Origin of the sequence: Chthonomonas sp., from assembly GCF_035294505.1 — a bacterium.
GTDB lineage: Bacteria > Armatimonadota > Chthonomonadetes > Chthonomonadales > Chthonomonadaceae > Chthonomonas.
On the sequence record NZ_DATGKU010000032.1, the window covers coordinates 25,024 to 43,062 of the forward strand.

The window sequence follows — 18,039 nt, forward strand, 5'->3', positions numbered from 1 at the left end:
AGTATAATGTATCTGAAGTGTGCCAATAGATGGATTGCAGGGATGGTTTTGGGGGAGAGTTGGTAGGATGGAAGAGAACAAAGAGGCTTTGGGGCGTCTTGATGATAGTCTTAAGCCGCCGCCGGAGTTAGAGGAGTTTTGGCAACAGCACCCGGAGATTGTGAAGTTGGGGGACCCTGTGTTGCGGGCGGTCGCCAAGCCGGTTATACGTTTTACCAAAGAGACGCAGGAGTTGATTAGGCGGATGGAGACCATCATGCGCGATGCAGATGGGCTTGGGTTGGCGGCGCCCCAGGTTGGAGTGTCGCAACGCATCCTCGTCTACGATGTTGGGGAGGGATTGCAGGTTCTAATCAACCCTAAAATCGTCCATATGTCCGGTGAACAGGTCGAGCCACCGGAGGGTTGCCTCTCCATTCCGGGGCTGCGTGGCATTGTCGCACGGGCGAACGAGGTGAAAGTGAAGGGCTTCGATGAACGCGGGCGACCGGTGGTGAAAAAAGTGTCGGAACTAGAGGCACGTGTTATCCAACATGAGGTAGACCATCTTGATGGCATCCTGTTTATAGACCGTGCCGACCCGGAGACGTTGGTTTGGGTAATTGAGGAGGAGCCTGAATTAGAGGTGGCCGGAGCCGCCGATTCGCGCCCTTAGCGCCTGATGGATGAGGCTTTGTTCGTAGGTAGTAAGTAGGGAGAGAGGCCTTAAGTTTGTCGGAGAAACTTCGAGTGGTCTTCTTTGGAACGGCGGAGTTCGCCGTCCCTTCGCTTGAAGCGCTTGTATCGGCAGGGCACGAGGTGTTGGCCGTTGTCACCCAACCGGATAAGCCAAAAGGGCGGGGTTTGCATCCGGTGCCTTCACCCGTGAAACAGGCGGCTCTTCGGCTGGGACTGCCGATCATGCAGCCGCGCCGGGTACGCTCCGAATCGTTCATTGAGACGATGCGCCAACTTGCCCCCGATGTCCTCGCGCTCGCCGCCTTTGGGCAGATCATCCCCGAAGCGCTTTTGCAGCTGCCGCCTCTCGGGCCGATCAACGTTCATGGCTCGTTATTGCCCAAATATCGCGGGGCAGCCCCCATTCAGCGCGCGATTATGGCCGGGGAGAGCGTGACGGGCGTCACGACGATGTGGATGGAACCTACGCTAGACACAGGCGATATTCTGTTGGCGGAAGCCTGCCCTATTGATCCAGAGGACACCACAGGCACCCTCACGAAGAAGTTGGCCGACATAGGGGCGCGCCTGTTAGTGGCGACACTGGAGGGGTTGAAGCGTGGGACTATCGTGCGTCAAAAACAGAATGAGGCCGAGGCGAGCTATGCGCCCCCCATCAAACCGGAAGACGCCCTTATTCGATGGAATGAGAGCGCGCAGGCCATTGTCAATCGCATTCGTGCCATGAACCCCGCGCCGGGCGCCCTTGCCGCGATACAGGGTAGGCGAGTAAAACTTTGGCGTGCGGTGCCTTCGGCTCAACGGTTTGAGGCGCCGGAGGGCACGGTCGTGGCATTTCAGAAGTCGCCTCCCGGTGTGGTGGTGGCAGCCGGTGGCGGCACCTCTCTTGCCCTCTTGGAGGTGCAGCCGGAGAGCGGGCGACGCATGGATGCTGCGGCCTGGGCGCGGGGGGTACGCCTAAAGCCTGGGGACTGTTTTGAGCCGCTACAGCCGATAACCGGCTAGGAACTGAAGGCTAGAGCGCAAACAGTCGAACGGATCGCGCCGACAAACATCCTGCTCTACGGCATAGACCTCAACGCCGGCCTGTGCTGCGGCCGGTAGAATCGCATCCCAATCCAGATTCCCTTCGCCCACCGCGGCCATCACCGGGCCTTCAGGAACCACCTCTTTATCTTTTACGTGGATCACCGGCACCCGACCGGGGCACTGTTCAAAAATTCGCACGGGGTTTACGCCGGCATGCACAGCCCAATAGACATCAATCTCTAGGGTGAAATCGGGGCTGCCTTCTTGGATGAAGATGTCGAAGAGAGTGCGCCGACCGGGGCCAATTCGCTGGAACTCGTGGGCGTGGTTGTGGTAGCCGAACCGAATGCCGGCCTCTTTTAGTTTGGCGATGATGGGCGCAGAGTCTTTAAGAAACTGGCGATATCCTTCTGCCTTGCGCTCGGCGTAACGCTCCGGCAACCCGCCGATGGCTACATAGTCGCAGCCCAGAGTTTTGTGGAAGGCGATCTCTTCCTCGGTCCGTTCCGCCAGACGCGGCCATGGCCGGTGTGTTGCCACGCATCGCAGTTGAAAACGATCTAAAAGTTCACGCGCCTCTTGCGCGGTAACCTCTGGAGCCTCACCGTCCATGGCGCCCACAGCAGAGAGTTGTACCGCCTGGTAGCCGATGTCATGGAGTTTTTTTAGGCTCTCTTCCAGGCCATGGCGCGTGCGGGTGAACTCGCGAAGTGTGTACATTTGGGCGGCAATGATGGCTGCCATTTTCTTCCCCCTGTTAGAAACTCTATCTATTTTCCCACACATCGTTACGATTTGGGATGGCCGGTTCCGCAAACCGTGTCTATTGATTTTTAGGACATGGCAGGGTAGTATAGTAGCGCCTGAAAAACTTGAGACACCGATGCCACTGGCGTTTACAGAGAGCTTACTCTGAGGGAGCATCGGTGGGGGAGAATGCCGTACGCCTGGGCGCTCAACACAGAGAGCCTGGGCGTTTTGGTTTTTATATGCGGTTTAAGCGAAATACGGTTCATGCAAATACGAAAGGAGAACAAGAGGGATGGCTCATTCACAACCGTTACGTAGAGCCTTGCTTAGTGTATCTGATAAAAGCGGGCTGGTGCCTTTTGCAAAAGGGCTTCATGAGCTAGGCTATGAACTGATCTCTACCGGCGGCACCGCTGCGGCCCTGAGGGAAGCCGGCCTGCCGGTAACTAACATCAGCGAGATTACCCACTTTCCCGAAATGTTGGAAGGGCGGGTGAAAACGCTCCATCCGGCAGTGCACGGTGGGCTGCTGGCCGATCGCACAAAACCGGAGCATATGAAGGCTATCGCCGAACAGGGCATCAAGCCGATAGACCTGGTGTGCGTGAATCTCTATCCCTTCGTTGCGGTGGTTTCTAAGCCGGAGGTTTCGCTGGAAGAGGCCATCGAGAACATTGACATCGGTGGACCGGCTATGATCCGCTCTGCGGCGAAGAATCACGCTGCCGTAACCGTGGTGACCGATCCGCGCGACTACGGTTGGGTGCTAGAGGAGATGAAAGCCAACGGAGGAGAGACCACACCGGCGACGCGAAGGAAGTTGGCTGCACGCGCCTTCACCCATACGGCACGCTACGATTCCTTTATTAGCGCATGGCTAAGCGCTCGCTTCCAGGTGGAGGAGGAGTTGCCGGACACCTTTGCCATCGCCTATCGGCAGGCACAAAAATGTCGCTACGGAGAAAACCCTCATCAGAAGGCCGCTTTCTATGTAGCTGATGGCATCACAGAGCCTTGCGTTGCCAATGCAAGGCAGTTGCATGGCAAAGAGCTTTCGTTCAACAACATCTACGATCTGAATGCCGCTTTAGAGACGGCGAAGGAGTTCAGTGAGGAGCCGGAGGCGGCCGCGGTGATCATCAAACATGCCAATCCCTGCGGAGTGGCCTTAGGTAGAACAACCGCCGAGGCCTTTCGACGAGCGCGTGAGGGCGACCCGGTTTCGGCTTTCGGGGGCATTTTGGCCCTGACTCGTCCGGTGGATGAGGAGGCCGCCGAGGCGATCACGGGCAAGAACACCTTCTTCGAGGCGATCATCGCCCCGGGATATACGGCCGAGGCCATTCCCATTCTCACAGAACGAAAGGGATGGGGAGCCGATCTGCGCCTTTTGGAAGTGGGCGATCTGAGGGGCTGGCGTGAGAAGGCCATAGGTACCGGTCTTGACTTCAAACGAGTAACGGGCGGCATTTTAGCCCAAACGCCCGATCATATCGTGGTTACCGCGGCCGATCTGAAGGTGGTGACCGAACGGGCACCCACAGAGGAAGAGATACAAGAGTTGCTTTTTGCCTGGCGGGTGGTGCGCCATGTGAAGAGCAATGCCATTGTTTTCACGAAAGACCGTCAGGTTATTGGAGTTGGCGCCGGTCAGATGAATCGAGTTCAATCCGTGCGTTTGGCCGTGGCACAGGCCGGAGAGAAAGCGAAGGGCGCCGTTATGGCCTCCGATGCGTTCTTTCCCTTCCCCGACGGGCCGGAAGCGGCTGCAGAGGCGGGCATCACGGCCATTATTCAACCAGGGGGCAGCAAAAAAGACCAGGATACCATAGATGTGTGTAACCGTTATGGCATCGCCATGGTCTTCACCGGCGTTCGCCACTTTCTGCACTAACACACACGATGCGAGGTAGCCTCCGCGCACAAGGAAGTATGTGGGGGAGGCTACCCCTCACGAGACGGATAGGCAAGTTGCTTTGTAGGGAACTTAGAGGAGAAAGATGGGTTTGTCGGTCTGAATGGATTCAAGGGCGGCCAGAGCGATGCGTACGGCCTCTTTCCCATCCTCGGCGGTGATGGAGGGGGGAATCCCCTTTTCTAGACAGTCGAGGAAATGCGCCAGTTCGGCTTGATAGGGGTTTACGGCGACGGGGCTTTCGGGCACAGCGACGCCTGCCCGAGGGCCGTCGCCGCCCTCCAAAGCGATGCGAAGCGGCACGCCGGCGGGCTGGTTATGGTTATACTCTAGCAGGCCGGCGTCGCCGGCTATTTCAAAGGCTACCTTGAAGCCGCCTGGGTCGGCCCAGGTTCCTTCCACGTGGCCGATACATCCGTTTTTGAAGCGAAGGGTTACCAGCGCGTAGTCCCTGTCGGGCAGTTGGGCGCCTCCAAAGCCGCGAGCATAAACTCGTTCTACCTCGCCGAATGTCCAACGTAGCCAATCAAAATCGTGGATAATCAGGTCGAGCACACACCCGCCGCTAAGAGCAAAATTACCATACCAATCGTTCCAGGCGCGCGGCATGGGGCCTCCGCGACGTGTGCGCACGCACGCCGGGGTTCCCACCGCGCCGGCGGCGATCTGGCGTTTGGCCAGAGAGAACTCTGGAAAGAAGCGAACGACCTGCGCCACAAAAAGCGGGATGCCGGCCGCTTTCGAGGCGGCAATCATCCTATCGCACTCTTCTAGGGTACGCCCCATGGGCTTTTCGGTGGAGATGCCCCGAATGCCCAATGCTTGCGCTTGTTGGCAAGCAGCCTCTACGTAGTCACAATGCCAGGGAGTGGGGCAGCAAACATCCACCACATCGGGTTTAAGCTCCTTTAGCATCGCGTCGAAATCGGTAAAGGCTTTGGCTCCATGCTTGGCGGCGAGTGCCTGTGCGGCCTCTGCCCGAATATCCATCACGCCCACGAGCGTGGCGTTTGGGATATTGGCATAACAGTTTGCGTGCATGCTGGCCATGCCACCGGCACCGACAAGTGCTACTCGAAACATGCCCTCACTCTGATCCTTTCGTGTTAGACTATCGCTAATTTAGAGAAGCCGATGCCGATTTCCTGCTTCCCGACAATCGCGCTAGGCGCAAAGGGTGGCACGGAGAAAAGAGGAAACCGCGTGAGACGCGCCACCTCCCCATTGGCATCAGGGGCATGGCGGCCAGCTCCTCATCGTCCTGCTCCGGCTGGGAAGGCAGGAACGGGGGACGGAAGCCCAACCGGCGAAGGGAACCACTGCCCGTTTCGTACGGATAAATTAAGGTAAAATAGGCGAAAATGGCGTTTCTGTCGCTCGAAATAGAAAGGATGCTCTCCGGCCAACGATGCCGCTTTATGCCGAACTTCATCGTCATTTAGGAGGTGCCGTCGTACCGCGCATCTTTTGGCGCTTTCTTCATCGGCACAACCATCCTCTCGCTGCGCACTACCCTGACTACGAAAGCTTTGAGCGTTTCGTAACGCGCCCGCGCGCCACGCTAACCGAGTTTCTTGAACTTCATACCATGGTCGAGCAGGTGCAGACGTTGGAGAATCTGCCCTATTTTATTTCCAAGCTTGTGCGAGGGGCCTACGTTTTTGAGGGCATTCTCTACATGGAGCTGCGCTACACGCCGTTTTATCGAACCGACCCCACGCTTTCAGAAGCCGAACGCCTTTTGCAGATGCGTGAAGTCGTCCGCACGGTGCATCAGGCGGCAGAATCGTCCGAATATCCGCTGATCTTGCGGCAGATTTTGTGTATGCACAGCCGTTTACCCTACTCCATCAATCGAGCGATTGTGGATTTGGCGGCATCGGAACCGGAGTGCGTATGTGGGGTAGACCTGGCCGGGCCGGATACGCTCTACGCGGGGCGCCTGCAGGAGTGGATGGACCTTTTCGCCTACGCACGTTCTTTCGGCCTGAAAACCACTTGCCACCTTTTCGAGACGCCCAACGGCCTCTACCCGGAGTTGTTGCCCTATGTAGACCGCATCGGACACGGCATTCAGATTCCTTTGCGGCAACCAGAACTTTTAGAGGCCATTGCCGCGCGAGGGCAGTGTTTAGAGGTTTGTCCAACCTCCTATCTCCGCACAGGCACCATGCAATCGCTGGAGGCGCTGCGTGAGGTGTTCGAGCGTTGCGAGAGGGCCGGGGTGGATGTCGTTATCTGTACCGACAATCCCGGCCTGCACAATGTGCGACTGCCGTTCGAGTACGAAAACCTTTTGACCCTTGACATCATCAATTTCGATCAGCTTCGACGGTGTCAGCAAGCGGCCTATCGTCATGCTTTCGCCTGGCCCCATGCCGATTCGCCGGATAGCCTCATCGCCAACATCACAGGCTCCGCTCGCCTTGCGCGAGGAGCGTGATATAACGAGGCGCCTAGCTAGGAGAACACAATGGAAAGTGAAAACGGGGTGACACGAAAACTGATCCTCATAGACGGCTATAGCCTCTTGTTTCGGGCTTTTTTTGCCGGTCAAGCGCTTACCACAAGCGATAAGCGACCGACCGGCGCGCTGTACGGCCTGGCTAATATGCTGCTGTCGGTGCTGCAAACGGATAAGCCCGACGCCATCATGGTGTGCTGGGACGCTCATGCTCCCACTTTTCGCGAACAGGAGTTTGTAGATTATAAAGCCCATCGTCCTTCTGCCGCACCGGAGTTGAAAGAGCAGATGCCGATTGCAAGGGAGTTGGTGAGCGCTTTCGGTATCCCCTGCGTAGAACTTGCCGGCTATGAGGCCGACGACATCATCGGCACCTTGGCGCACAAGGGCAAAGCGGAAGGCTATAGAGTGATCGTGATTACCGGCGACTCGGATCAGCTGCAGCTTGTAGAGGACGAACGTGTGATCGTGGAGATCACCCAAAGAGGGGTTTCTGAAAGAAAAGCCTATAACCGTCAGGCAGTCTATGATCGGTATGGGGTATGGCCCGAACAGATACCCGATTTTAAAGCCCTCACCGGCGATGCCTCCGACAATATACCGGGGGTGCCCGGCATCGGCGAGAAAACCGCCGCGAAACTGCTGCAACAGTTCGGAACGCTTGAAAACCTCTTGGAGCATCTCGATGAGGTTACACCGCCCCGCATCCAGCAGGCGTTGAAGGAGGGCAAAGAGCAGGCGCTCTTTTCCAAACGCCTGGCGACCATCGTCTGCGATGTTCCGCTGGATGTTGAAATTGTGCCCTATTCACCTAGCGAGGCGGATTGGCAACGGGTGCGCGCCATTTTTCGCGATCTGGAGTTTCGTTCGTTGTTAGCGCGAATCCCACAGCCGAGTTCGCCGCTGGCAGCACGCGAAGAGGAGGCACCGGAAGCGCGGTTCGAGGTGGCCTATCGCCCCATAAGAGACGCGGCTACGCTCCAACAGGCTTTAGAGAGGGTCAAAACCAAAGGGCGTGTTGCCATCCGACTTGAGCTGGAGGGGGAATCCCCGCTCGACGCCAAGCTGCGTGGAGTGGCTTTTGCTGTTGAGGAGGCGGAGGGGAGTAGCGGCAGTCCTGAGCCGAGCAGCTACTATGTGGCCGTTCAAGAGCCGAAAGCGATAGGGGGGCTTTGGTCTTTTACCGAAGGGGACGGGGAAGAGACGAGCGTTCGAAAGACCGGCTATGTGGCCTCTGTACAGGAGCTAGAGCCTCTGTTTAACGCATCGGGGATACGGCGACTGACCTATCAGGCGAAGCAGGCGCTCATTGTATTGCAGCGTCATGGCTTTCGCCCCTTGCCGTTCGACTTCGATGTGCAGATCGCCGCCTATCTCCTAGATGCGGGGCGCAGCGCCTACCCGCTGATGGACATCGCGGAAGCCCATCTGCGCCGTCGTCTCGAGGTGGAGGACGCCTTCGAACCGGCAGAACGTCTCATGGTCGAGTCTGGGGCGATTTTAGCTTTGGAAGAGCCGCTCGAGAGGCAGTTGGAGGCCAACGGCATGACGCGCGTTTTCTATGAAATCGAGATGCCCCTCGTGCCGGTTCTGGCCGCCATCGAGCAGCATGGCCTGTTGGTGGATGTTGACTATCTTTCCGTTCTAAGCCAAAAGATGGCGGAACAGATCGCAAAAATTGCATCTGAAATCTATGAGTTGGCCGGTATGGAGTTTAACATCGGCTCGCCAAAGCAGCTGCAGGAGGTGCTTTTCGATAAGCTACAGTTGCCGCGTGGTAAGAAAACAAAGACGGGCTATTCTACCGGAGCCGATCTGCTCGAGCAGCTCGCCCCGCGCTATGAGATCGCCCGAAAGATATTGGAGTATCGAGAGATGGCCAAACTGAAGGCCACCTACGCCGATGCCTTGGTGCGGCTTGTGCGGCCGGACACTCACCGAGTCCATACCAGCCTTAACCAGACGGTAGCAAGTACAGGCCGGCTTAGCTCTTCCGACCCGAACCTGCAAAACATCCCGATTCGTTCGGAGGTAGGGCGACAAATTCGTCGCGCTTTCATCGCCCCCAAAGGCTATAAGCTGCTTTCTTGCGACTATTCTCAGATCGAGCTACGGGTGTTGGCCCACGTTTCCGATGATCCCACGTTGATACAGGCTTTTTTGAACGATGAAGACATTCATGCGGCTACGGCCGCCACCGTTTTCGGAGTAGATGTGTCCCAAGTGACGCCGGAGCAGAGGCGGCTTGCCAAGACCATCAACTTCGCCGTGATCTACGGCCAGAGCGCGTTTTCGCTTGCCACCACTTTAGGTGTGGAGACAGGTGTGGCGCATGAGTGGATTCAGGCCTATTTCGCGCGGCTTCCGGGGGTAAAGCGCTATATTGAGGAGATAAAAGAGCTGGCTCATCGGCAAGGCTGGGTGCAAACGCTTTTCGGCCGGCGGCGCTATCTGCCCGATCTGCATAGCGGCAACCATCAGGTGCGTCAAGCGGCGGAACGGGCGGCCATCAACATGCCTATACAGGGCACGGCAGCCGACATCATGAAGCTGGCCATGATCCGTGTGTACCACCATGTTGCCGATCGCAAGGACTGTAGCCTCCTGCTGCAGGTACACGACGAGCTGCTGTTTGAAGTGAAGGAGGATGAGATCGAAGCATGTGTTGCCGAGATCGTTCCTTTAATGCAGGAGGCCTATCCGCTTAAAGTGCCTCTGAAAGTGGACGCCAAGGTGGGTTTGGACTGGGCGAATATGGAGAGTGTGGCGTTTCTCTCACAAAAGCGATAGCTTTTTCGCCCCCGGGGAGTCATTTTTAAAAATTTTTCCAAAAAAGCCCATAGAAATGCGGATTTGGCACGGAAATTGCATTATAATTGATCGAGAGCCTGGCAAGCAGGTTTGCGAGAGGCAAGTTCTATAACAAACAACAAGGAGAAGGACTATGCGACGATTTCATGCTACGGTGCGTTCTGTCCTTGCTACGGTGGTGGCAGCAGGTGGATTTTGGCTGTTGGGGGGAAGTGTGAGCAACGCGCAGTTAAGCTTTACCCTCCAAAACCCCAACCCAACCGTGAGCCCGGGCAGCACATTTAATTTCATCGCCACGTTAACGAACACAGACCCTAACAACAGCATTAGTCTGGACAGCGACTCTTTCACCTACACCGACCCCAATGCTGCAAGTGATTTCACCGACAACTTCGTTAAAACTCCGCCTACCTTAAGTCCATCCGGTCAGAGTGGAGATAGCTGGACGGGCGATCTGTTTGATGTGTTTGTGCCCTCCAACTATACGCCCGGCACACTTTACACCGGGTCGTACACGATAAACTTCACCGACAATGGAACGAGTAGCTCTGTGACCCAGAACTTTAGTGTTCTGGTAGGCGGCAAAGCATCTACGCCTGAAGTCAGCTCTCTGTTGGGGTTGGGGCTGCTCATGTTAACGGCCGGTGGAGTGTGGAACTACCGTCGAAGGCATCGGGTAGAAGCCTAAGCTCAGACAGAAACCCTATGCTCTCTTTTCTCCTCAATGGAGAGAGGGGCTAGCAGGCAACTTCTTGCTGCAAGAGCCAGTTGGCAGAGGCGAACCGAAATCTTGCTCGCCTCCGTTTGTTTTTTGCTGTCTTCGCAGAGCACAATGTAGGCGGTTTTAGCAAACGGCGGTTTATAGAGAAGATTGCCGATAGATAGAACGACGAGTTTTCCGCATTGTGGAGAGAGCTGTTATGGTTGTTTTTAAGGAGGGCCTACTGATGGAAATTGTGTAGGGGCGACCCAGCGGGTCGCCCCATTTGCGTGCGGAGGATCGGCGGGTTTTGCCGATCCTCCCATGCCTCTTGCCCCGATTTGCCTGTCACGCAGTTAAGACTACGGTTTTGATGCTGTTGAACCAGTGTTTAACGGGACGGTGGCCTTACCGCCAGGAGGGAGGCTAACACTGCCTTGCAGGGGCGACGAAGTTTTGTTGGCAGCCGCCTCTTTCGCTTTATCCTTAGCCAATTGCTGCTTTACCAGCGCAAGTTGCTGCTGCATCTTCTTGGCCTCATCGGGCAGGCCGAGCGCGGAGAAGGCATTGGCCAACCTCTGGTAGTATCCGATGTACTGCTGATCGGTGGTTGAGTTGTAGGGTGGGTCCTCCGCCAGATATTTGGCGATGAGTTCGTACTGCTTTTGTGCGTCGGTGAAATCCTTTTGTGCAGCGTAGAGATCGGCCAGCTTAAAGCGCAGGTCTCGATCTTCGTAGTTGTTTAAGGCGGTTTGGTAGAGTTGAATGAGCTGTTGCCGATAGGCCTGCTGTTGTGCCGGAGTGACCCCCTTGGCGTAAAGTTTGTTCTGCTCGATGTTTTGGGCGACCATGAGGGCGGCTGTAGGATCGTTAGGGTTGTGTTTTAAAAGCGCTTCAAAGTCAGCGTTCTCTTTATTCTGCAGCGCATCTATTTCCGCTTTGGTGGGGGCGGGGCCTGAAGTGGGCTGACCGAGTTGCGCCATGATCTGCTTTTGTTGCAGTTGCTCCAAAAGATAGGCATCCACATAGGGCTGCTTGTCGGGGTCTACGACCTGAATCTTGGCGTTATTGATGAGCTGCAACAACTCGGTTTGCAGTTGTTGCTGGGCTTTTTGGGTTTGCAGATCGGCCACGGCCTGGCGGGCATTGAAGTTTTTAGGTAGCGCGATTTTCCGAGCGAGCACCTTGGCAAAGATATAGCCGGAAAACAGACCATTCGTTTTGACGATAGGGGTAAAGCCGTTGACCGGTGTGGCGTGAACGGCGGCATCGAAATCCTTGCCGTAGCCTAAAACCCCGAAGGGACTATTATCGCTCATCATACCGGGCACTTGCGAGTACTCCGAACGAAAACCCGTTTGAACCACCCGTACACGTGGGTCGGTTTTGGCGAGGGCTTTCTGATCGGCACCGGCTTTGGCTTTGGCCAGCAGTTCGTTGGCCAACTTTTGGGCTTCCGCATCGGTAAGCGGTTTTTGACCGGGCTTTACCGGAGAGAGTGGCGAGTTCCCAATCGGCACGAAGACGGTAAGGAGATTCACCTGGGCATACTGGTTTTGTGCATCTTGTGGAGTGATGTGCTGTTGTCGTTTGAAGTAGGCGATGAGGGCTTGAGCGAGAAGCTGGGGGCTTTTTGCTAGCTGGCGACGCAGGTCGGCAAGCGTCATGCCCATGTTCTGTTCCACGAAGTTTTCCCAAGCCGAGTCGGAGGCTTTTTGCTGGCCGGCCTCCACGCGCAGTTGGTCAATATAACGATCTACGTCGGTAGAGGTCACCTGTACATGGTATTTTTTGGCCAGCTCCTGTAGGGCTGTATTCTGCACCAGCTGGGCAATGGCGGCCGTTTGGGCCTGTACGAAGGGGGGGCCGGGAGCTACTGCCTGGCCCTGCGCCTGAACCGCGCGTTCGTATTCGAGTTGCGAAACCGGAACGCCATCAATTTTGAGCACGGTGCGGTCGAGGCTGTTTGTGGCGGTAGGCCCACCACCTCGTCCCACCCCAACGAGCTGGTTCCAGGCGAATCCGAAGCCCAACAGAATGGCGAAGAAGAGGGCGCAACACCAGTTTGTGTTTTTTGTTAACCTTCGAAAGTTGGTAAGAGAGAAGATTTTCATGAAAAGTTTGTGTCCTCCAAGAGCACCGAAAAGCTAGATTTCTGAACCAACGTGTATCCTACCCCAAAGCGGATAGGTGGCCATTTTTTCTTCAAGTTCAAACGGATCCATCCCATCACGAGTCTTTTTTAGGATACGTGAAAATAGCGGCGGAGATATTCCAGACAGGCACGAGAGCCATCTTCATGGGTGCCCTTGCCGTCGGGGCCGGTGCCGGTTTCGGGAACGAAATGGGTTTCTAGGGAGACGAAGCCCTGGTAGCCATCCCGACGGAGCGCCGCAAACTGGCCGTCGTAGTCAATTTCCCCTTGCCCCATAACACACCAGCGCGGCTGGAGGCCATGATGCTCGGTTGATACCATGCGGGCATCCTTTACGTGCATATGGGCTATCCACGGGCGCACCGCCTCATAGCCATCGGGATAGGGGCGTTCTCCGCCGGCGAAGGCATTACCTGGGTCCCAACATATGCGAAAATGAGAGTGGTTTATTCGAGCGGCCAGGTGGGCTGCCTCGGCGCCGGTGCCGACATAGCAGGCATGTTCGTTTTCTAACACCAGCGTTAAACCCTCGCGTTGGGCCAGTTGCAACGGCTGCTCAAAGGCGTTCGCGATGCGATCTTCAACCTCGTCCGTGTAGGGGCCGCGTTTCCAGAAGGTAAAAACGCGCAGATAGGGGGTTTCAAAGAGGTGGGCTAAGCGGGCGCATCGTTCTAGAATCTGCATCTGCTGGGCGAAATCGCGCGGAGGGGCAAGATGCAGAGGGCCTGCAGCTTCCGCCCCGGCGGCGGGCTCGAGGTCGCATTTAAAAAAGGGGGTCGCGAGGGCGGCAACTTTAAGGCCGCGAGCCTGAAGCGCTTTTTTGGCCTTTTGGGCCTGCTCGTCGCTGAGATCGGCGATATTCACATTCCATAGCCCACGCAGTTCGGCGCCTTCCGCGCCGTACTCCAGAAGGACATCGAGCGCATGCTCGAAATCCTGTGATATTTCATCGGTGATGGCAGAAAGATGCATGGTTCTTTTTTTGGGCACCTCGTTGGGCATTAGCGTTAGGCTGAAGTTTACAACGGTTGGCCTGCTTTGTCAAGGGGTGGTCGTAGAGCGTCCATCAGGTCGCCTCGAGTAGCTCGAGAAACTCGGCTTCCGTGAGGATGGGAATGCCGAGTTGCTGTGCTTTGGTAAGTTTGCTTCCGGGGTTTTCTCCAACAACCACATAAGAGGTCTGACGGCTCACGCTGCTAGCCGCGCGCCCTCCCAAGCGGCGCACGGCAGCCTCCGCCTCTTCACGGGTCATATGTGTAAGCGCGCCGGTAAAGACAAAGGTTTTGCCTTTGAGCGCATCGGAGATGGGGGCGCTGCCTTGCGCCATCGGCTGTACCCCGGCACGCTTGAGCTTTTCGAGCATCTGACGGTTTTGTGGATCGGCAAACCAAGCGGCGATGCTTTCTGCGGTGGCAGGCCCGATCTCGTAGATTTGGGCCAGCTCCTCCACCGAAGCCTCTTGGAGACGTTCTAGGGAGCCGAAATGGTCTGCAAGCACGGCGGCCACGTGTTCGCCCACATGGCGTATTCCTAGGGCGTAGATAAGGTTGGCTAAAGGACGCCTTCGACTGGCGGCGATGTTGGCCAAAATCTTTTCGGCCAATTTATCTCCCATACGTTCCAGAGGAAGAAGTTGCTCTTTCGTGAGATAGTAGAGGTCGGCAGGGTCTTTGATAAGCCCCTTCTGAATGAGTTGGGCGATGTGCTTCTCTCCAAGTCCCTCGATGTTCATGGCGTTACGAGAAACGAAGTGCTCGATGGTCTGTTGGACACGCGCCGGGCAGAGGGGGTTGGGGCATCGCGCGATGGCCTCGCCTTGAGGTCGTTCGACAGGCGTACCGCAAACAGGGCAGTGGGTGGGCATTTGGAAGACGATCTCATCTCCATCGCGTTCGGCGGTGACAACCTCCACGATTTCCGGAATCACCTCTCCTGCCCGTTGGATGATGACCGTATCGCCGATGCGCACGTCTTTACGGCGTATCTCATCCTCGTTATGCAGGGTGGCACGGGCCACGATGACCCCTGCAAGGGGAACGGGTTCGAGATGGGCGACAGGGGTTAACGCGCCGGTTCTCCCCACCTGGACTTCGATGGCTAGAACCTTTGTGCGAGCCTGAACCGCCGGATATTTGTAGGCGATAGCCCATCGTGGCGAGCGACTCACTTGGCCTAGCTCGCGCTGGAGGGCAAACGAATTGACCTTAATCACCACGCCATCAATATCGTAGGGAAGCTCTTCTTTACGGGTGGCCCACTCTTCACAAAAAGTAATAGCCTCTTCTATCGTAGCGCACAGGCGAATATTGGGGTTTGTTGGCAGCCCCCACGCCTGATAGGTCTGTAACAGTTCGTATTGGCTTTGAAACTCCCAGCCCTCATAGTGCCCAACCGCGTAAACCAAGAGATCGAGTTTTCGAGTCGCGGTAATGCGCGGGTCTTTTTGACGCACCGAGCCGGCGGCCGCGTTTCTACAGTTGGCAAAGGTTCGCTCTCCGCGCTCCTCTAGCTCCTCGTTGATGCGCCGGAACTCCTGATGGGTGAGAAAGACCTCGCCTCGTATCTCGATGAAGGTGGGGAAGTCGGCCTGTTGTGAATCGGAGGTGAAGTTCAATGTGGGCTGTAGCTGCGAGGTCGTTAGGCCCTTCTGCTCGGATGTTTTGGAGATAGGCCGCAGTTGTTTTGGAAGCGACGGAATGGTGAGCAAGTTGAGGGTAACGTCCTCGCCGACAACCCCATTGCCACGGGTGCCTCCTTTAACAAACCGTCCGTTTTCGTAGATTAAAGAGATAGAGAGTCCGTCTATTTTCAACTCACAAACATACTCAAAACGCGTCTCCGGGGAGGCGCCAAGCAGACGGCGATTGCGGTCTTCCCAGGCGCGTAGCTCTTCGTAAGAAAAGGCATTATCGAGAGAGAGCATGGGAGCGCGATGGGGAAATGGAGCGAAGGTTGTTACGGCCGGCTCGGCTCCCACCCTTTGCGTAGGCGAATCGGGAGTTCTCAGTTCCGGGTAACGCTCCTCTAACTCTTTTAGCTCACGCAGCAGGGCGTCGTACTCTGCGTCGGTTATTTCGGGGTCATCGAGCACATAGTAGCGATAGTTCGCCCGCTCTATCTGCTCGCGCAGCTCCTGTACACGGCGGCGGATGGCTTCGGTCGGTTGTGAAGACTGGGGTTCGGGCATGGATAGAAACCTCAAAGGAAATTAGGTTCTCTCGCTTTGCTTCGAGATGACATCTGTCGGGTAAAGTTATACCAAAATGGCGGACAAGAAACACAATTCGGCCGGTAATGAAGACGCTCAAGAGGCCCACGGGCTTGCAGAGAAACTTCGTTCTCTGCCCTCGGTGAGCCGTCTGTTGGCGAACCCTGAAATACGCCGACTGGCGGAGAACATCCCTCAGACCGTGCTGGTGCAGGCTATCCGGCATGTGTTGCAGCAGATACGCGAGGAGCTGCAGACCAGGTCAGATTGCTCTACGCCAAACTACGCCGACATCGTGAGGGAGGTGATAGCGGAGACACAACGTCGTATGCAACCCTCGCTCTGCAGAGCTATCAACGCCACGGGCGTGATCCTCCATACAGGGCTAGGGAGGGCACGGTTGGCCGACGAGGCCGCCGAGGCGTTGTGGGCGGTGGCGAAAGGACACTGCACTTTGGAAATAGACAGAGAGAGCGGGCGTCGCGGATCGCGCCAAGACCACGTGCGCTCTCTGCTTTGCGAGCTGACAGGTGCTGAAGATGCCTATGTGGTGAACAACTGCGCCGGGGCGGTTTTTCTGGCAGTTACCGTGCTTGCGGCGGGACGAGAGGTCGTTCTATCGCGTGGGGAGCTGGTGGAGATAGGCGGAAGTTTTCGCATGCCCGACATTGTACGGGCCTCCGGCGCATTGTTGGTGGAGGTGGGCACCACAAATCGCACTCGACTTTCGGACTATATGCAGGCCATCACCGAACGCACTGGGCTTATTTTGCGATGCCGTCCCTCCAACTTTGCCATTATCGGGTTTACCGAGACGGTTCCCCTAGAGGATTTGGTGGCTTTAGGCAACAGCCACGACATACCGGTGATGGATGACCAAGGCAGTGGCGCGTTATTGAACTTCGTGAAGGGCAAAGGCACGGTGCTCGATAGCGTGCGAGCAGGGGCGGATGTGGTGACGGCGAGTGGAGATAAACTGTTGGGCGGCCCGCAGGCCGGCCTCATTTTGGGAAAACGTAGATACATCGAGCGGATCGCGAAACATCCGCTGGCGAGAGCGCTTAGAGTTGATAAATTAACTTTGGCGGCTTTGGAGGCCACCCTGAGGCTCTATCGTGATCGGGAGCAGGCGCTACAGGCTATTCCTACATTGCGCTATTTCCATCGCTCGATGCCAGAGATCGTCCGTCTAGCAAGACGGCTCCATCGCGCTCTGCATCGGGTGCTGCCTAAGGAGCGCTTTCGGATCGAATACCGTCGCGACTACTCGGAGGTCGGAGGCGGCTCTCTGCCGGAGGAGCGGCTCGATACGTTTTGTGTGGCATTGCAGAGTGCCGATGGTGGACTTTCCTCAGAGACCATTGCAAGACGCCTCCGCCTCGCCCCAACACCGGTCTTCACACGGGTTCAAGACGATTGGGTGCTTTTCGACCCACGCACGTTGGAATCGGAGGAGATTCAGCTGATCGCCGATACGGTACGCACGCTTCTCTGAAGGCGTTAGAGACCGCGTGTCGGCTTCTGGAACCCGCGGCCTCCTTATGGTGAATAAGAACCCAGCTGGGTGAGGGCGGCCACGATGCGCTGATAGGCCTCTTCGGCGATAGGCTTGAGATTCGGGTTCTGTGTGATCTCGACCATCTCGCGTGGGTCTTGTGCGGAGACCTCGACGTTCGCGCCGCGCTGTGCCACCAGCACATTGCAAGGCAGCAGCAGGCCGACATGGGGTTCCGCTTCAATCGCTTGCGAGGCGAGGTGTGGGTTGCACATGCCGAGAATGGTATAGGGTTCACGGTGAAGCCCAAGTTTCTCCTGGAGCGCTTTTTGGACATCTATTTCGGAGAGGGTGCCAAAGCCCTGTTTTTGGAAAGCCTCTTTGGTGAGGCGCAAGGCATCGGCGAAGGAGGCAGAGAGCGTGGTGCCTAATCCGTAGCGACAGACTTGTTGCATTGAATTCCTCCAAACATAGATTTATAGCTATCTTTTTATACGATAGAGGCCTTGACTAGGTTATCGCTAAAACCGGCGATTGAGGGGGTTCAGCATTTTGCGGCGGACAGGCTGCGAAAGGAAACCATAATGAAGGTTTGTGCGGTAGAATAAAAAATGCATTTTCCCGATATTGGTAGTAAGCGGCTTTAACCGAGGCCGATTCCAAAATCGAACAAGAACGGGCATGCAAAATTTTATACGTTTTTTGAAAGAGGTGCGCGTCTATTGGCGGTTGATTTTGTTGATCGTCGTCTTGACGCTGTGCACCTCCGCGTTGAGTTTACCTCCGCCTTATCTCATTAAGCTGCTGACGGATAGCCTTACGCAGAAGGCACTT

13 protein-coding genes and 1 riboswitch are annotated in these 18,039 nt (G+C 56.3%); of the genes, 7 read left to right on the forward strand and 6 right to left on the reverse strand.

Annotated features, from left to right (window positions below; translation table 11 throughout):
* Positions 1 to 67 precede the first annotated feature (67 nt).
* Both def and fmt read left to right on the forward strand, forming a co-directional pair.
* On the forward strand, positions 68 to 655 hold the full coding sequence (gene def, locus VKV18_RS01150) for a peptide deformylase (protein WP_324202395.1): 588 nt from the start codon (positions 68 to 70) through the stop codon (positions 653 to 655).
* Between the two features lie 56 nt (positions 656 to 711).
* On the forward strand, positions 712 to 1,683 hold the full coding sequence (fmt, locus tag VKV18_RS01155; protein WP_324202396.1) for a methionyl-tRNA formyltransferase: 972 nt from the start codon (positions 712 to 714) through the stop codon (positions 1,681 to 1,683).
* On the opposite strand, the gene VKV18_RS01160 is transcribed toward fmt, so the two are convergent.
* A complete protein-coding gene (locus VKV18_RS01160) occupies positions 1,663 to 2,451 on the reverse strand; it encodes a sugar phosphate isomerase/epimerase (protein ID WP_324202397.1) in 789 nt (262 codons plus the stop codon). The genes fmt and VKV18_RS01160 overlap by 21 nt on opposite strands.
* 131 nt (positions 2,452 to 2,582) lie before the next feature.
* Positions 2,583 to 2,667, forward strand: a riboswitch (ZMP/ZTP riboswitch).
* A gap of 82 nt (positions 2,668 to 2,749) precedes the next feature.
* On the opposite strand from VKV18_RS01160, the gene purH reads away from it, so the two are divergent.
* Positions 2,750 to 4,351 (forward strand): bifunctional phosphoribosylaminoimidazolecarboxamide formyltransferase/IMP cyclohydrolase, encoded by a 1,602-nt coding sequence (gene purH / locus VKV18_RS01165; protein ID WP_324202398.1) that lies wholly within the window; start codon positions 2,750 to 2,752, stop codon positions 4,349 to 4,351.
* A 93-nt stretch (positions 4,352 to 4,444) separates the two neighbouring features.
* Here purH and VKV18_RS01170 read toward each other — a convergent pair whose 3' ends face one another.
* Positions 4,445 to 5,455: a Gfo/Idh/MocA family oxidoreductase gene (locus VKV18_RS01170; RefSeq protein ID WP_324202399.1), complete on the reverse strand. Its 1,011-nt coding sequence runs from the start codon at positions 5,453 to 5,455 to the stop codon at positions 4,445 to 4,447.
* A gap of 325 nt (positions 5,456 to 5,780) precedes the next feature.
* On the opposite strand from VKV18_RS01170, the gene VKV18_RS01175 reads away from it, so the two are divergent.
* From VKV18_RS01175 to VKV18_RS01185, 3 genes are all read left to right on the forward strand, one after another.
* Complete coding sequence (locus tag VKV18_RS01175; RefSeq protein WP_324202400.1) at positions 5,781 to 6,815, forward strand: adenosine deaminase; 1,035 nt, start codon at positions 5,781 to 5,783, stop codon at positions 6,813 to 6,815.
* 30 nt (positions 6,816 to 6,845) lie between these two features.
* Positions 6,846 to 9,626: a DNA polymerase I gene (gene polA / locus VKV18_RS01180; RefSeq protein WP_324202401.1), complete on the forward strand. Its 2,781-nt coding sequence runs from the start codon at positions 6,846 to 6,848 to the stop codon at positions 9,624 to 9,626.
* Between the two features lie 154 nt (positions 9,627 to 9,780).
* A complete protein-coding gene (locus VKV18_RS01185) occupies positions 9,781 to 10,335 on the forward strand; it encodes a hypothetical protein (protein WP_324202402.1) in 555 nt (184 codons plus the stop codon).
* Positions 10,336 to 10,709: 374 nt separating this feature from the next.
* Here the strand turns inward: VKV18_RS01185 and VKV18_RS01190 are convergent, their stop codons facing one another.
* The 3 genes from VKV18_RS01190 to ligA all read right to left on the reverse strand — a co-directional run bounded on the left by VKV18_RS01190 (position 10,710) and on the right by ligA (position 15,689).
* Positions 10,710 to 12,461, reverse strand: coding sequence for a SurA N-terminal domain-containing protein (locus VKV18_RS01190; RefSeq protein ID WP_324202403.1), 1,752 nt, complete (start codon positions 12,459 to 12,461; stop codon positions 10,710 to 10,712).
* Between the two features lie 128 nt (positions 12,462 to 12,589).
* Positions 12,590 to 13,492, reverse strand: coding sequence for a sugar phosphate isomerase/epimerase family protein (locus VKV18_RS01195; protein ID WP_324202404.1), 903 nt, complete (start codon positions 13,490 to 13,492; stop codon positions 12,590 to 12,592).
* Positions 13,493 to 13,568: 76 nt separating this feature from the next.
* On the reverse strand, positions 13,569 to 15,689 hold the full coding sequence (gene ligA / locus VKV18_RS01200; RefSeq protein WP_324202405.1) for an NAD-dependent DNA ligase LigA: 2,121 nt from the start codon (positions 15,687 to 15,689) through the stop codon (positions 13,569 to 13,571).
* A 76-nt stretch (positions 15,690 to 15,765) separates the two neighbouring features.
* On the opposite strand from ligA, the gene selA reads away from it, so the two are divergent.
* Positions 15,766 to 17,205, forward strand: a complete 1,440-nt coding sequence (selA, locus tag VKV18_RS01205; protein ID WP_324202406.1) for an L-seryl-tRNA(Sec) selenium transferase — start codon at positions 15,766 to 15,768, stop codon at positions 17,203 to 17,205.
* A gap of 44 nt (positions 17,206 to 17,249) precedes the next feature.
* Here the strand turns inward: selA and VKV18_RS01210 are convergent, their stop codons facing one another.
* Positions 17,250 to 17,660 carry a DUF302 domain-containing protein gene (locus VKV18_RS01210; RefSeq protein ID WP_324202407.1) on the reverse strand — a complete coding sequence of 137 codons (411 nt, stop codon included), beginning with the start codon at positions 17,658 to 17,660 and terminating at the stop codon, positions 17,250 to 17,252.
* Positions 17,661 to 18,039 lie beyond the last annotated feature (379 nt).

What these genes read in the sequence shown, in the direction of transcription:
- def (WP_324202395.1), top strand. Translation starts at nt 68, where the DNA reads ATGGAAGAGAACAAAGAGGCTTTGGGGCGTCTTGATGATAGTCTTAAG.
- VKV18_RS01160 (WP_324202397.1), bottom strand. Translation starts at nt 2,451, where the DNA reads ATGGCAGCCATCATTGCCGCCCAAATGTACACACTTCGCGAGTTCACC.
- purH (WP_324202398.1), top strand. Translation starts at nt 2,750, where the DNA reads ATGGCTCATTCACAACCGTTACGTAGAGCCTTGCTTAGTGTATCTGAT.
- VKV18_RS01170 (WP_324202399.1), bottom strand. Translation starts at nt 5,455, where the DNA reads ATGTTTCGAGTAGCACTTGTCGGTGCCGGTGGCATGGCCAGCATGCAC.
- VKV18_RS01175 (WP_324202400.1), top strand. Translation starts at nt 5,781, where the DNA reads ATGCCGCTTTATGCCGAACTTCATCGTCATTTAGGAGGTGCCGTCGTA.
- polA (WP_324202401.1), top strand. Translation starts at nt 6,846, where the DNA reads ATGGAAAGTGAAAACGGGGTGACACGAAAACTGATCCTCATAGACGGC.
- VKV18_RS01185 (WP_324202402.1), top strand. Translation starts at nt 9,781, where the DNA reads ATGCGACGATTTCATGCTACGGTGCGTTCTGTCCTTGCTACGGTGGTG.
- VKV18_RS01190 (WP_324202403.1), bottom strand. Translation starts at nt 12,461, where the DNA reads ATGAAAATCTTCTCTCTTACCAACTTTCGAAGGTTAACAAAAAACACA.
- ligA (WP_324202405.1), bottom strand. Translation starts at nt 15,689, where the DNA reads ATGCCCGAACCCCAGTCTTCACAACCGACCGAAGCCATCCGCCGCCGT.
- selA (WP_324202406.1), top strand. Translation starts at nt 15,766, where the DNA reads ATGGCGGACAAGAAACACAATTCGGCCGGTAATGAAGACGCTCAAGAG.
- VKV18_RS01210 (WP_324202407.1), bottom strand. Translation starts at nt 17,660, where the DNA reads ATGCAACAAGTCTGTCGCTACGGATTAGGCACCACGCTCTCTGCCTCC.